The organism is Lactococcus petauri (genome assembly GCF_023499275.1).
Lineage (GTDB): Bacteria > Bacillota > Bacilli > Lactobacillales > Streptococcaceae > Lactococcus > Lactococcus petauri.
The window spans coordinates 531,444-544,854 of sequence record NZ_CP094882.1 but is presented as its reverse complement, the minus strand read 5'-3'; the positions used below and the strand labels follow the sequence as shown (position 1 = coordinate 544,854).

Genomic DNA, 13,411 nt, shown 5'->3' with positions numbered 1-13,411 from the left:
ACTTAGACTCTGAGAAAGAAAGCAGAGTGCTTATCTTTCTTTTAAACTAATCTGTGAATTTTTTAAAGGCCAATACGGCATTGTGTCCACCAAACCCAAAGTCTTGTGACAATGCATAATTGATTTCAGCATCTTGACCTTGGCCAAGAACGACATTAATTGTCATGCCTTCGTCCAATTCTTTTGTTCCAGCATTAACTGGTGCAAACTGATTTAAAATGGCTTGTACAGTTGCTACTGCTTCGATAGCTCCTGTCGCTCCGAGAGCATGCCCGTGCAAAGCTTTTGTTGATGAAACCAGAGCTTTATCCCCAATAACATTGTGGATAGCTTTTGCTTCCGTCTCTTCATTAGCATGTGTTGATGTACCATGTGCATTGATATAATCAACATCTGCTCCAGAAATCCCTGCTTCTTCTAAAGCAAGCTTCATCGCATTTTCAGCACCAACACCTGATGGAGTTGTCATATGGTAAGCATCGTTTGTGTTACCATAACCAACAATTTCAGCTAAGATATTTGCACCACGTGCTTGAGCATGTTCAAGACTTTCCAAAATCAAGACACCTGCACCTTCACCCATCACAAAGCCCGAACGGTCTTTATCGAATGGACGACAAGCAATTGAAGGATCTGCCTCTTTTGTCAAAGCAGTCAAGTTGGCAAACCCAGCAATACCAAGTTCACAAATTGCAGCTTCAGCACCACCAGCGATAATAGCATCTGCATAACCGTGTTTGATTTCACGGAAAGCTGAACCAATAGAATTTGCACCTGCTGCACATGCTGTTACTTCAGCACGCGATACACCACGAGCACCTGTGCGCAAGGCAACATTACCTGTCGCCATGTTGGCAATTGCCAGTGGTACATAAAGTGGTGTTACTTTACGTGGACCTTTAAGAAGTGCTTGTGAGTTCTTTTGTGTTTGCTCCAAGCCACCGATACCTGAAGCCATGATACAACCTAAGCGATCGTAATTTGTGTTCTCTGGAGTTATGCCTGACATTTCCATAGCTTCAAGAGCCGCATAAACAGCATAAAGTGAGAAAGTATCCATACGACGGGCATCTTTTTTCTCGAAATGCTTCTCAAATGGAAAATCTTTAACTTCAGCTGCTACACTGATTCCTGTCGCTTCAGCATCAAAGCGCGTAATTGGACCGATACCTGTTTGACCAGATTTTAGGCCATTCCAAAATTCTTCTGGTGTATTACCGATAGCACTGGTTACACCGTAACCTGTAATGACTACACGATTCATATTTTTTCTCCTTTGGAGTTTGTTACAAACTTCTTTTTAGTCTAATCTGATATAAGGCTACATTGCCATACCACCGTCAACAGACAATACTTGCCCTGTCATGTATTCTTGCTCTGCAAGGAATTTCACAACTGTGGCAACTTCTTCTGGTTGACCAAATCGTTTCATTGGGATTTGACCCTTCATTGTATCCTTGACTTTATCCGAAAGAACTTCAGTCATGTCAGAATCAATAAAGCCGGGAGCAACAGCGTTGACGCGGACATTGCGCCCAGCAACTTCACGTGCAATTGATTTTGTCAAACCAATCAATCCCGCTTTGGAAGCTGCATAATTAGCTTGGCCGGCATTCCCAATTAAACCGACAACAGAAGTAATATTAATAATTGCCCCTTCTCTCGCACGCGTCATTGGTTTTAGAACTGCCTGTGTCATATTGAAGGCACCTGTGAGATTTATTTTTAAAACAGCTTCGAAATCTTCTTCGCTCATTTTCAATGATAAACCATCACGAGTTATTCCCGCATTATTAACCAAAACATCAACCGACCCCAAAGCATCTACTGCCTCAGCAACCATACGTTTAGCATCTTCCGACTGGGAAATATCACCAGATACGCCAACAGCCTTAACACCAAAAGAAGTGAACTCTGACAAAAGTTCTTCAGAAATGGCAGAACGTCCATTGATAACTACGTTTGCCCCAGCTTGAGCAAACTGTAAAGCAATCGCCTTACCAATACCACGTGTTGAGCCCGTCACAAAGACATTTTTATTTTTAATTTCCATTATTTTTTCCTGTTCTTATGATTTTTAATTGCTCTCAAACCAAGTTCTACAGTGACAACTTTTACTCATTGAATAAGTTTAAGCTTCTTCTGTCACCAAAGCCTTGAATGAAGTAAGATCTTCAACATTCGTAAAGGTTGCTTCTTTGTCGATTTTTTTTATAAAACCAGAAAGAACTTTACCAGGTCCAACTTCAATAAAGCGCTGTACACCAAGTGCTTTCATTGTTTCAATGGATTCGTAGAAACGTACTGGCTCCATAACTTGACGCGTGAGGAGTTCTTTTACTTCTGAGTCTTTCATAACTTTCGCTGTCGTATTTGAAATCAGCTCCAACTTAAAGCTATTAAAATTAACCTGTTCAAGTTCTTTGGCTAACTTTTCGCTCGCGGGTTTTAAGATGGCTGTATGGAAAGGACCAGATACTTTCAGCTCAATCAGACGTTTTACGCCAGCTTCTTTTAGAAGTTCAACGGCGTAATCAACGGCTTCAGCTTGACCACCAATAACAATTTGAGCCGGAGTATTATAGTTTGCTGGGCTTACAATTCCACGTTCCGCTGCTTGTTCACAAATTTCTTCGATCAAAGCAGCTTCTGTATTCATCACAGCAACCATTTTACCTGATCCTGTTGGTGCAGCTTCAGTCATGTATTGACCACGTTTTGCTACTAAAGCAACAGCTTCCGCAAAATCAAGTGCACCACTGGCTACCAATGCAGAGTACTCGCCTAAAGAAAGTCCAGCCACAAGATCTGGCTTAATACCTTGTTCTGAAAGCAAACGAAGGATTGCTACAGATGTTGTTAAAATAGCTGGTTGTGTATATTGTGTCTCGTTGAGTTTTGTTTCATCATTATCGATTAACTCCCGAAGATTATAACCCAAGACTTGACTTGCTTGATCAAAAGTTTCTCTGACAATGTCAAATTCATCATAAAGGTCTTTAGCCATACCCAATTTTTGAGCGCCTTGACCAGAAAAAAGAAATGCTGTTTTCATATTTTTAAGATTTCACAAAATTTAGATTTTTGTGACACTTTCCTAATTTTCAAAATTTATTATAAGTGAAAAACGGGGCTTTCACCCCATTAATTCTCTTATTGTTGAGCTTCAACATATTTAACGAGATCAGAAACAGTTTTCATGTCCGCTTCTGTATCTACTTCAACATCGAATTCGTCTTCGATATCGTTAATGATTTGGAAAAGGTCAAGTGAGTCAGCATCGAGTTCTTCAAATGAAGTTTCGAGTGTTACTTCTTCTTTTTCTTTGCCGAGTTCGTCAGCGATGATGTCTTGTACTTTTTCAAATACTGCCATGTTATTTCTCCTTTAATGTGTAGAAAGTATATATATTATAGCGTGATAAATCACTCATATAACCAAATTTAAATGTTATCAATCTTATCAAAGATTAATAATGAGCGTACCCCATGTGAGGCCGCCACCGAAACCTGTCTGGACAATTTTATAATTTTCGTCCAAAGAAAGTTTACCATTTTTTATCGATTCTGACAAGAGAATAGGTATCGAAGCTGCACTTGTATTGCCATATTCTTGCATATTTTGCAGGAATTTACTGCGTACAGCACCTAATTTCTTGGCCATTTTATCAAGTATTCGAGAATTTGCTTGATGCAATAAAAAATAGTCAATATCTTCAGGTTTCAGATTTGCTTTTTCCAAGGTTTCTTGGATATTTTTTGGAACGTCACGTGTCGCAAAGTCAAAGACCGCCCGTCCGTCCATTTTTATGAACTCTGTAACATGGTTAACTTGACCACTAAGTTCAGGATTAAGTGCCAAATAATTTGAGGTAAGGGAATCGCCTCGAGAGCCATCTGTTCTTAGATTTTCTGCGATAATCAAAGGTTGTGTACCTGTGTCTTCCAAAAGAACACCACCTGCACCATCTCCAAAAAGAACAGCGGTAGAACGATCCGACCAATCCAAAGATTTAGACAAAACTTCTGCACCAATAACCATACCACGTTTGTAGCCACCGGCAATCAGCTTCTCAGCCGTTGATAAAGCGAAAACAAAACCAGAACAAGCAGCTGTTAAATCATAAGCAAAGGCACGATGTGCGCCAATTTTTGCTTGGACCAAGGCTGCCGTACTTGGCATACTGCTATCAGGTGAGATAGTCGCCACGATAATAAAATCAATCTGGTCTGCTGACAAATCAGCTTGAGCTAAGAGTTGTTCACCAACCTTAGCAGCCAGATCACTGGTATTTTCGTCAACTGTAATGTGTCGCTGCTTAATACCCGTCCGTGAATAAATCCACTCGTCACTCGTGTCCATGATTTTTGCCAAATCATCGTTTGACACAATATTTTCGGGCACATAGTGTGCCACCTGGGTAATTTTAGCGAAAGGCATTATTTCATATTCTCCAATGACTTATGTAATTCTTCAAGTTCGCCTGCAAGTTTGTTTTCGGTAGTCCCGTAAACACTTAACATAAGTTTTTCTGAAATGCTACGGAAAAATTCGCTGTGCGATGCACAGAGAGCCATACCTTTTTCAGTCAATACGATATAAGCCACACGACGGTCACGATCTGATCGTTCGCGCTTGATATATCCCTTAGTTTCCAAGCGATTGAGTGTAATGGTGATTGTTGAAAGGGCTAATTTTTGATTCCTTGCAATGTCTGTAGCGCGGCAAGTTCCCAAAGTATGGATAAGTGTCATTTGTTGAAGTTCTTTCACAGTTACATCTGGGTAATCAGAATCCTTCAAGAACTGTTCTTCTAAGTTCATGCAGTCGTGGAAAAGTTGAATCAACCATTCATTAATTTTGTCAAAATCTGTTTTCATTTGTACTTCCTGATATTTTGATGATACAAACCATTTACAATACAAAATTGTACCATAATAAAAATAATTTGCAAGTGCTAAGTAGATTTGAAAAATGCCTCTGATGGCTTGGATAACCTCTTTATCCTGCTTCATAAAGAAAATTTCCAAATGTAGTCGACAGCAAAAAGATGAAATCATGGTATTTCATCTTTTTTTTTATGAAAAAATTCCTTTTTAAAAAGGATCGCAAAATCCTTTTTATTTTTAACATTTGAGACTTTAACACATCTACTATATGCTTATTTTCATTATAGCAAAATAAAAGTCTAAAATTTTCTGTTTTTCTTGTTTTCTTGTGAATTTGGCTCAAAAAAGGAGTTTTAAATAACACTATCCCCCTTTTTGTCTAAAAAAACTCTCGAAAAAGCTTCCAAGAGTTTATGTATCCAAATTTTTATTTCGTTTGTTTTAATAGTGCATCTGTATAATCAGTCAACTGCGCCATTGAAGCTGTGGGACCGCCAAAGAAATAGACCTTCTCATAATCCATTGTGATGACATGCCCTTCTTTAACTGCCTTGAGATTTTTCCACACGGGATTTTTTTGAAGTGCCTCATATTGTGCTTTATCTGCATTTTTAAAATCGATAAAAATATAGTCTGCATCAAAATCTTTGAGGCTTTCAGCGTTGACTTCTGCATATCCTGTTCCTTCGGATAGTTCCGACATTTTTGGCGATTCTTGGAATCCGAGACCACGCGTAAGTGCTTGACCACCACGCGCAAAGTTATCGCCATAAGCGTAAATTTTATCGCCTTGGAGCTCTAGCAAGGAAATGCTTGATTGTGCAGTATCTATGCCTTGAGCTTTTAGCTTTGTTTTTTGCTCTTCAGCTTTTTTGTCAAAAGTTTTGAGAAACTCTTTCTTTTCATCTTCACGATTCAACAATTTGGCAAAGAAATCCAAAGATTTATCCATATCATTCAAATCTTGATAGTTAACAAGTACAGTAGGTGCTACTTTTTCATAATCAGAAACTTGAGTTTTATCCACTGTCACAATCAAATCAGGCTTTTGACCAATAAGTTTTTCAATATTAAAGCTTGGCGAACCAAGATCAACCATATTTTCCTTTTGTTTATCTGACAAATAAGGATTAGGAAAAGCCCAAGAATCCGTCCCAATTACATTTCCACCTAAGGTTGCAACATCATCCGGATAATTCTGTACTGCAATACGTTCCGGATGCGCAGGAACTTCTACTTCACCATTTAAGGCAGTGAAGGTTACTTTTTCCTCTTTTTGGGATTGTGATACATCTGAGTTTGAACATGCAGAAAGACCCAAAAGGCCAACTGCTGCTAAAGCTATAGAATATAATTTAAGGTGTTTCATGAAATCCTCTTTCAAATTTTTTGTATTAAGTATATATAGTAAGGCGCACCTATAAGAGCAACCATAAAACCAAGCGGTAAGCTTGACGGTGCAATAATAATTTGCGATAAACTATCTGCTAAAAGTAAAATAATCATTGAGACCAAAGCAGTCATCAAAGCTCGTTTTTTACTTTCAAATCCCACCAGTTCGCGGGCTATGTGTGGTGCAATCAAGCCAATAAAGGCAAGACCGCCAACTAATAAAACGCCAATTGATGCAAAAAGTAGTGTCAATATATAAAATTGCATTTTACTCTTTTTCACATTTAATCCAAGGCTTGTTGCCATTTCTTGACCCAAACTTAGTAAGTCTAGCTCTTTTCGGAAAAAAATGAAAATAAACAGACCAATTATCAACAGGACCAGATTCACACTAATAAAGGTTTTATCTGTTTGCCAGATGTCTCCGGATAACCAAACCGCTACTTGCTGAAAATCAAACCGATTAATGGAAAGTTGAGCTAAGGTAATCAAGGCCTGAAATAGAGCGGTAATTCCTAACCCAATCAGAAGGACTTGGATATTACTTACATTTTTCTTTAGCGCAAGATGATAGAGCAAGGTAAAGGAAAAGAGTCCTCCTAACAAGGCAAATAAAGGATACATAAAGATCCAAGAGCCCGAAAGTTTCAACCACTGACTAAGAAAAAGGAACAGTACTGCACCTGCACTGGCCCCACTTGTAATTCCAAGTGTACCCGCATCTGCTAAAGGATTATCCACTACTGTCTGAATAATATAGCCAGCCATAGCCAAAGCAGTTCCTGCAATAAGTACCACAAGTGTCCTTGGCATTCTAAACTGAGGAATCAATATGGATAGTAAATCCCAATCTGTCGAAAAGTGCGTCAAGTCGATAATAATAAAGGCAACCAAGAGGAATATTAAAAATAAAAATTTCTTTTTCATTTTTCCTCCTTACTCATCATATAAATGAAGAAAATTGCGCCAAATAAAAGAGTTAAGCTGCCTGCTGGGAATTCATAAGGCTTGAACAAATTACGGGCCAACACATCTGCTACAAGTAATAGCATCACGCCTAATAAATTGCTCATAAAGAACCTTTTTAAAAAATGTCCTCCTACCAGTCGCCTTGCCAAATGTGGCGCCATGAGTCCGACAAAACTAATCACACCGACACTCGAAACTGTCACCCCACTTGCCAGAGCCACCATAGCCATAATCAACAATCTGAGACGATTTACAGAAATACCTAGACTGGTTGCCATCTCTTCACCAAAGGATAACACTTTTATCTGATTTGCAAATAAGAGAACCATTGATACAAACAGTACAGTCACAACCATTAAAATTTCCAATTTTAGTGGAGTGATTCCAGAAAAGGAACCCACAATCCATAAAAAATAAGACTGCATATTTTTACTATAAAAGGTCAAAATACTTGCAAGACTTGTCGCAAAAAGGCCAACAGAAGTTCCCACAAGAACAACTTTCATCGGTTGAAATTTACTTTTCACGGTAAGGACAGCTACAGTAACGAGAGCAATAAATGCTCCTAAGCTTGCTACAGCAGTGCCCAACCAACCACCTGTGGAAAGATTGAACACTAAAAGCAAAGCAAGTGCAAAACTTGCACCACCTGATATCCCCAATGTGGATATCTCGGCAATAGGATTACCTGTCATACTTTGAACCAGAAGTCCGCTACTGGAGAGGAGAATTCCTACAAACATTAAGGCCAATAAGCGCGGTAAACGCAAGTGCAAGACGACACTCTCGTGCCAAATCTGGCTGAAGCTATAGTTTTGATCACCGAGCATGAGATATAGGAAAGACAAGACCATAATTGTCACCAAAGCCAGTGCAACTTGATAAGAAAACTTCCTAATCTTCATTTTTAACCCCTGTAATCATAAGAGTTTGGCAGAAAAGATCACGACCTAATCGAACATGTAATCCAAAGCTCTCATGAATAATTTCCTCTGTAAATAATTCTTCCACCGGGCCTGAAGCAAAGATTTCACCCTCTTTTACAATAACTAAATTATCCGCAAAACGCGCAGCGTGGTTTAAATCGTGGATGACATAAACTACTGTTTTGTTCATCTTTTTCGCAAAAGTTTTTAACAGTTTTAAAATATCAAGTTGGTGCAAAAGATCGAGATACGTTGTCGGCTCATCCAAAAGAATAATTTCACTGTCTTGCGCTAAAATCATCGTGATAAAAGCACGCTGACGCTGTCCGCCAGAAAGTTGGGCAACTCTTTGGTTACGTAGATCCCAAATCTCAGTTTCCTTCATGACTTGCTCCACAAAGCTCTTGTCTGCTTCAGATAAGTTCTGTTGAGTGAGCTTTTGATGTGGAAAGCGGCCAAGACTGACTAGCTCATACACAGTTATATCACTCGGGGCTTGCATGGCTTGTGGGAGCAAGGTCAATATTTTAGCGATTTCTAGATTTTTACGATTAGAAAGACGTTCATCTTTATAGATAACTTCCCCTTCATACTTGATTAAACGTCCCAGGGCTTTGAGTAATGTCGACTTCCCTGAGCCATTTATTCCGATAATCGCTGTCGTTTTTCCCTGCTCAATTTCCAAAGATACATCTCTTAGAACCTGCTTTTTACCGTAATATACATTTAAATTTTTTGCCCCAAAATACATGAGTTCTTCCTTTTTAGCTCTAGTCACTCGAAGATGCCAATAATGTCAAATACTTTTTACATATTTAATTAAAGCATACTTTATAAAAGTTAACAAGTACTTTCTAAATTATTTTAAGTCAGATATTTTCCCTATCTTAACCTTTTATCATTTTACTTATAATGTAAGAATTACAAGAGTAAAACCCCCAAGCCCAATGACTTGAAGGTTGTCCTGTTTACTTATTTTAATTATGGATTTGTTTAAATCTGTCTTGGAAATTCATCCTCCCCTATGATTATAACAAATTTTTCAAGATTTCTTCTTTTTGTCCTCAGGTGTCTCGTAATTTCTTCGCAGGGAAAACTTATCAGGTACCAAGTCATAACCTGGTTTACAAAATGGATGACATCGTAAAAGCCTTGAGGTTCCCATTGCAATTCCCTTGGTCGCTCCGTGCTTCTCAATAGCTTGAATCATATAATTCGAACAAGTTGGATAATAACGACAAGCCGGCGGTAACAGAGGGGAAATAAATCTCTGATAACCATGTACAGTTTTGACTAAAACTTTTTTCATTTTTTCCTTTTATTTTAGGGCTTCTAGAATATCTGCAATCATCAGTTCTGGCGTCAAATGATAACGATCATAAAGTTCATCCACAGCAACGGAGTCATTAAACTCTTTATCTGCACCATAATTTAATGTTTTCACACCAAATTGTCCAAGATAACCAGCAACTTTTTGACCAAAACCGCCATCAAGAATACCATCCTCGATGGTCACAAAGACTTTATGGTCCCCAGTCAATTCTTTCAAGGTTTTCTTATCAAGTTCTGCAACGAACATTGGATTAACTAGCGTAGCATTGATCTGTAATTTCTCCAGTTCTTCTGCTACTTTTTGACCGTGACTAAAAAGACCGCCCAAGGCCAGAATGGCAACTTCTTCACCTTTACGCACAATTCCATACTGTGCTTTACTGAAATCAGTCAACACGGTTGAACGATTTTCAACACCATGCTCAGGAATTTGTAGTACCACTGGACGGTCTTTTTGTGTCAGTGCCCAATCCAACATCGCTACAAGCTCTTCTTCACTCGTTGGCGCCAAGTAGACCAAATCCGGAATGTTAGAGAGCATACCTATTGCAAAGCTCCCTTGGTGAGTTTTATCCGAACCCGAGATAGAGGCTGATTTTACAATAACGACCGCTGGTTCCTTGTTGATTGCCAAGTCATGTAAAAATTGATCATAAGCACGTTGCATGAAGGTCGAATTGTGAAAAATCATTGCACGTGCTCCACCTGCTGCAACCGCTCCGCCAAAGGTCGTCACATATTGTTCAGCAATCCCAGCATCAACATAGTTTTCTGGATGCTTTTCAGCAAATTCCTTTAGGTTATTCACCATTGGAATTCCACCATTGACTGCGACTAAAGGCATACCCTCAGCAACTTTTTCTTCCATATAATCAAGAATAATACGGGAATAATTTTTCGCTGAACTTATATTTTTCAAAGAACCGTCTGCTAAATTGAAGGGAGAGCGCCAGTGGAAGGCTTCCTTCATGTCAACAGCAGGTTGATAACCATGTCCTTTTTCGGTATTGACATGTAAAACAATCGGATGGTCAATATCCTTTACTTCTTCAAAAAGAGAAATGAGCGCCTCAAGATTATTACCATCTGCTAAATACTTATAATCTAATCCAAATGCTTTAAACAGATTATTGGGTGATTGACCATCTGTTGCGCGTAATTCAGCTAATCCTTTATAAATCCCACCATGATTTTCAGCGATTGACATTTGGTTATCATTGAGAATCAGGATGAAATTTTTATCATAAGCACCAGCATTGCTGATTGCCTCCAATGCTAAGCCACCAGAAAGTGAACCATCACCTAAAATAGCAATAATATTACCTTTTTGCGCTGTTAAATCACGTGCTTTAGCCAGTCCCATCGCATTTGCAACAGACGTTGAGGTGTGTCCAACAGTGAAAAAATCATGTTCTGATTCATGTTGACTTGTATAACCCGTGATGTCATGAAAATGCCCATCTTGAAAACCGTGTTTACGTCCTGTTAGAATTTTATGTGGATAAGTTTGGTGGCTAACATCCCAAACGAATTTATCCACAGGCGATTGAAAGACTTTGTGCAAGGCAATGGTTAATTCTACGACACCCAGATTTGGTCCTGTATGTCCCCCAATCTGACTGACTTTATTGAGCACTGCTCCTCGAACATCTTGAGCAAGTTCGGTTAATTCAGTAGCGCTTAGCTTTTTTAAATCTGCTGGCGCATTTACTTTATCTAAAATAGTCATCTTTGCCTCTTTCCACTCATTTTTCACTTTTATTCATAGTGCATAAGTTTACAATCTATTCTATTACTTTTTGTTCACTTTTGCTGATTTGGGAGATGGACTTGTCCGTAAACGGACAGTAAATTTTGTACCACGCGGTTGATTATCTTCAACCGTGATTCGGCCATTATGTGCCTCAGCTATTTGCTGTGCAAGGGATAAGCCAAGACCTAATCCACCTTTTTGTCGTGTTCTTGCTTTATCCACACGGTAAAATCGGTCAAATATTTTTTTCTTATCAGCTGCTGTAATTCCTTCTCCATTATCAGACACACTCAGTAGAAGGGTTGCTCCATTTTTTTGAACATCAACTTGAATTTCACCATCTTCGCCTGTATATTTCATGGCATTATCAAACAAAATCGTTAAAAGTTGCTTCACTAAGCTTTGATCTAAACTTAAAGCTCCTTCAAATTTTAAGGTAGTTTTTAAAGACTTATCAGAACTTTCTGCCAAGAGCTGGTAATTGCTAAAGATGGCTTCAAAGAATTCCTTATCTGTTGGCTCAGGATTTGTTTTAATGTTATTGTCCTGTCGCGCCATGTTCAACAGATTAGTCGTCAAAAGTCGCATATTACGTACTTCCGAAAGACTCTCTGAGATATTTTCAGATTCTTCAATTATTGTTGCATTCGGATTTTGGAAAAGTAATTCTAAGCGATTTTGTAAAATAGCGAGAGGCGTTCTTAGCTCATGGCTTGCATTTTCAACAAAAGCTTTCTGCTTTTCATAGGCAACCATAACAGGACGCAGCGTCCAGTTGGCAAGATACAAGCTAATAATCACGGAAATAAACCAGAACATAACCATTGTTGTAATGATGATAAAATTACTCCGGCTCAAGCTATCTTGAAGTTGATCCACGTTACTAAAAACTTGAATATAAGCAATGTTACTTGCACCATAGGTTGTGTCCAGGTTTGATTGTGGCATCGCCAAGGTAACATATCGATAATGCCAATCAGGACCATAAGGATTCCGAATAGAAATCGACTTGATTTGTCCAAGGGCGTCCTTGTCTAACTTGGCTGTCTTCTCAAGTTGATAACGTACGAGGTCGACACGTATGATTTGTTGCTGACTGCTGCTTCCTGGTTTCGTTGTTGCATCAACACTGCCTGTTGGTCCTAAGACATTGCCCTTTTCATCGTACATGACGATACTGTTTGTTGGACTGTAATTGCCTTGATTAATTTCAAATGTCCCTTGATTGACTCCCGCCTGATCAAGTGCCAGCGCTCTTAAAATATCTGGATTAGCTGCTAAATCTCGTAAATTTTGGTCAGTAGACTTATAGACCCCGCTTGTGAGCACTTGCAAAATAATTACTGTGAGTGCAAAGAAGATGATCGTGAAATCTAGAAAAAAATGAAGGAAATTTTTCCCATCATTTTTCACAATTGGCATCGATTTTATTTTTTCAATTATCTTTTTCATAAAACTTACCGTAAAATATAGCCGACATTACGCAATGTAGCTAGATTTTGGGCAAAGTCTGTATCTTTAAGTTTTTTACGGATTTTACTCATATAAACTTCAACTACAGTTACTGTCGTGTCACTGTCAAAGCCCCAAATGCGGTCAAAGATTTGTTCTTTAGGCAAGATGACATTTTGGTTTTGCATCAAATAAACTACAAGATCAAACTCTTTACCGATTAATTCCACTGGTGTGTCATTCACAAATGCTGACTTATTGGTCAAATTCAAGCGCACTTTGCCATAAGAAAGACCGTTAGCATCTTCCAGTTTTCCTGTACGTTTTAAGAGCGCCTGAATACGCGCTTTCAACTCATCAAGATAGAAAGGTTTCGTCAAATAATCATCTGCTCCAACATCAAAACCGTGCATCTTATCATCTAAAGACTCTTTTGCAGTCATAATTAAAACTGGTGTATCAATATTCTGATCACGTAATTCTTTGAGTACTTCGAATCCGTTTTTCTCAGGCAACATTAAGTCTAAGAGGATTAAATCATAAATCCCCATTTCTGCTTCATAAAGCCCTTCTTCGCCATCAAAAACTTGCTTTACCTCAGCAAAAGATTTCAAGAAATCGTAAACTGATTTTGACAAAGAGAGGTCATCTTCAACTAATAATATTTTAATCATCGCATCCATCTTTCTTACACTAAC

Annotated in this window: 14 protein-coding genes; all 14 read right to left on the bottom strand. The window is 38.6% G+C overall.

Annotated elements, in window-relative coordinates:
* Positions 1–46 precede the first annotated feature (46 nt).
* The 14 genes from fabF to lgb_RS02590 all read right to left on the bottom strand — a co-directional run bounded on the left by fabF (position 47) and on the right by lgb_RS02590 (position 13,387).
* Positions 47–1,264, bottom strand: coding sequence for a beta-ketoacyl-ACP synthase II (gene fabF / locus lgb_RS02655; RefSeq protein ID WP_019293792.1), 1,218 nt, complete (start codon positions 1,262–1,264; stop codon positions 47–49).
* A 57-nt stretch (positions 1,265–1,321) separates the two neighbouring features.
* The gene (fabG, locus tag lgb_RS02650; protein ID WP_019293793.1) at positions 1,322–2,053 is read right to left on the bottom strand and encodes a 3-oxoacyl-[acyl-carrier-protein] reductase; all 732 of its coding nucleotides are present in this window, start codon (positions 2,051–2,053) and stop codon (positions 1,322–1,324) included.
* 78 nt (positions 2,054–2,131) lie between these two features.
* Positions 2,132–3,055, bottom strand: coding sequence for an ACP S-malonyltransferase (gene fabD, locus lgb_RS02645; RefSeq protein WP_019293794.1), 924 nt, complete (start codon positions 3,053–3,055; stop codon positions 2,132–2,134).
* Positions 3,056–3,153: 98 nt separating this feature from the next.
* Positions 3,154–3,375, bottom strand: a complete 222-nt coding sequence (locus tag lgb_RS02640; protein WP_003135454.1) for an acyl carrier protein — start codon at positions 3,373–3,375, stop codon at positions 3,154–3,156.
* 87 nt (positions 3,376–3,462) lie between these two features.
* Positions 3,463–4,440 carry a beta-ketoacyl-ACP synthase III gene (locus lgb_RS02635; RefSeq protein ID WP_019293795.1) on the bottom strand — a complete coding sequence of 326 codons (978 nt, stop codon included), beginning with the start codon at positions 4,438–4,440 and terminating at the stop codon, positions 3,463–3,465.
* Complete coding sequence (locus lgb_RS02630) at positions 4,440–4,880, bottom strand: MarR family winged helix-turn-helix transcriptional regulator (RefSeq protein WP_004258807.1); 441 nt, start codon at positions 4,878–4,880, stop codon at positions 4,440–4,442. Before lgb_RS02630 ends, lgb_RS02635 begins: the two co-directional genes overlap by 1 nt.
* Positions 4,881–5,316: 436 nt before the next feature.
* Positions 5,317–6,258: an iron-hydroxamate ABC transporter substrate-binding protein gene (locus lgb_RS02625; RefSeq protein WP_019293797.1), complete on the bottom strand. Its 942-nt coding sequence runs from the start codon at positions 6,256–6,258 to the stop codon at positions 5,317–5,319.
* 11 nt (positions 6,259–6,269) lie between these two features.
* Complete coding sequence (locus lgb_RS02620) at positions 6,270–7,208, bottom strand: FecCD family ABC transporter permease (RefSeq protein ID WP_019293798.1); 939 nt, start codon at positions 7,206–7,208, stop codon at positions 6,270–6,272.
* Positions 7,205–8,155 (bottom strand): FecCD family ABC transporter permease, encoded by a 951-nt coding sequence (locus tag lgb_RS02615; protein ID WP_019293799.1) that lies wholly within the window; start codon positions 8,153–8,155, stop codon positions 7,205–7,207. Before lgb_RS02615 ends, lgb_RS02620 begins: the two co-directional genes overlap by 4 nt.
* Positions 8,145–8,927, bottom strand: coding sequence for an ABC transporter ATP-binding protein (locus lgb_RS02610; protein WP_019293800.1), 783 nt, complete (start codon positions 8,925–8,927; stop codon positions 8,145–8,147). Before lgb_RS02610 ends, lgb_RS02615 begins: the two co-directional genes overlap by 11 nt.
* 291 nt (positions 8,928–9,218) lie before the next feature.
* Positions 9,219–9,485 (bottom strand): membrane protein insertion efficiency factor YidD, encoded by a 267-nt coding sequence (gene yidD, locus lgb_RS02605; RefSeq protein ID WP_019293801.1) that lies wholly within the window; start codon positions 9,483–9,485, stop codon positions 9,219–9,221.
* Positions 9,486–9,494: 9 nt separating this feature from the next.
* Entirely contained in the window at positions 9,495–11,237 is a 1,743-nt protein-coding gene (locus lgb_RS02600) for a 1-deoxy-D-xylulose-5-phosphate synthase (RefSeq protein WP_019293802.1), read from the bottom strand.
* A gap of 63 nt (positions 11,238–11,300) precedes the next feature.
* Positions 11,301–12,713: a sensor histidine kinase gene (locus tag lgb_RS02595; protein ID WP_019293803.1), complete on the bottom strand. Its 1,413-nt coding sequence runs from the start codon at positions 12,711–12,713 to the stop codon at positions 11,301–11,303.
* Between the two features lie 5 nt (positions 12,714–12,718).
* Complete coding sequence (locus lgb_RS02590; RefSeq protein ID WP_216634041.1) at positions 12,719–13,387, bottom strand: response regulator transcription factor; 669 nt, start codon at positions 13,385–13,387, stop codon at positions 12,719–12,721.
* Positions 13,388–13,411 lie beyond the last annotated feature (24 nt).